Origin of the sequence: Mesorhizobium sp. M7A.F.Ca.CA.004.06.1.1 (genome assembly GCF_003999135.1) — a bacterium.
Classification (GTDB): Bacteria; Pseudomonadota; Alphaproteobacteria; order Rhizobiales; family Rhizobiaceae; genus Mesorhizobium.
In genome coordinates, this window is record NZ_RZPQ01001093.1 from 1 (window position 1) to 1,397 (window position 1,397).

A 1,397-nucleotide genomic window follows, 5' to 3' on the forward strand; every position below is an offset into this window, starting at 1 on the left:
GATCGCTCTTGGCCGATCATGCGAGGAAAGCATCTGCATGGTTTCGTTATAGCCGTCGATCTCGTGGAAATTGCCGAAGCGGATCAACTCCTCGGCGATCGGCAGGCCGGCGGCGTGAAGCGCCTCGCGATATCCCGCCATGCGGTCATGCATCGGCGAGATGTCCGAGGTGCCGGTGATGTAACCGATGCGCCGGTGGCCGAGATTGATCAGATAGGTGATGGCGTCGAACACCGCGCGCTGGTTGTCCAGCACCACGGCATCGGTGTCGATGCCTTTGCAGATACGATCGAGCAGCACGACCGGCACGTTGGCGTCGTCGACGATCCGCTTGAGGATCGCGCCGTCGCCGACGCGCGCCACGATCAGCCCGTCGACCATGCGGTCGAGCAGCAACCTGATCTGGTCGTCCTGGGTGTTCAAATCCTCGTCCGTGCAGCACAGCATGACGGCATAGCCGGCCCGGTCGAAGGCCTGCTGGATGACCGAGACGACATCGGTGAAGAACGGGTTGGTGATGTGCGGCACGGTCAGTCCGATGGTGCGGGTCGTGCCCATCTTCAGGCTGCGGGCGATCGCGTTGCGCTTGTAGCCGATATCGCGGATTGCCTGCTCGATGCGCTGGCTAAGCTCCGGGCTGACCGTCGCCGTGCCATTGATCAGCGCCGAAACGGTGGCGACAGAAACACGCGCCGCTTCAGCCACATGAAGCATGGTGGGCGCGGTGGATTTGCGGTGTCTTTTTTGCCCTGACGCTGTCATTTTCGAAACGTTTCGCCACTCTTGCTGGCCAATACGTACGGAATCCTGTCCTTTTTAGCAAGAATCGAATTGCACCAAACGTCCGGCACCTTATATCGGCTTGACATGATCGAAACGTTTAGATTAGCGTTTGCGGGAAGTTGACGACGACGGAAGGGAGGCCGCCATTGTCATGCAAGAGAGCAATTGCCTGTCCCCGGAGCACGGTGCGGCCGATCGGTCGCACATCGTTCTGAGTGCCGAGCGCATTTCCAAGAGCTTCGGCGGCATCGCCGCGCTTGTCGATGTCGGCTTTGAGCTGCGTCGCGGCGAGGTTCATGCCTTGATGGGCGAGAACGGCGCCGGCAAGTCGACGCTGATGAAAATCCTCTCCGGCGTCTATACCGGTTATGACGGCACGGTGAGCGTCGATGGCCGCCCCACCAGCTTCGCCGGCGTGCGCGACGCCGAGGATGCCGGCATCGCCATCATTCATCAGGAGCTCAACCTGGTGCCCGAGCTCAGCGTCGCCGACAACATCTTCCTCGGCCGCGAGAAGCTGATCGCCGGGCTGATCGTCGACCGCAAGGCGAGCAGCCGCGCGGCAGGGGCGTTGTTGCAGCGGCGCGGCATCGAACTCGAGCCGCAAGCCCGCG

At 61.9% G+C, this 1,397-nt stretch carries 2 protein-coding genes; one reads left to right on the forward strand and one right to left on the reverse strand.

Features of this window, described 5'->3' with window-relative positions; genetic code table 11:
- Positions 1-714, reverse strand: a 714-nt coding sequence (locus EN906_RS34130) for a LacI family DNA-binding transcriptional regulator (protein ID WP_164777606.1), incomplete at its 3' end; no start/stop codon positions are given.
- 220 nt (positions 715-934) lie between these two features.
- Here EN906_RS34130 and EN906_RS34135 point away from each other — a divergent pair.
- A partial coding sequence (locus EN906_RS34135; protein ID WP_164777607.1) for an ATP-binding cassette domain-containing protein occupies positions 935-1,397 on the forward strand: 463 nt, incomplete at its 3' end.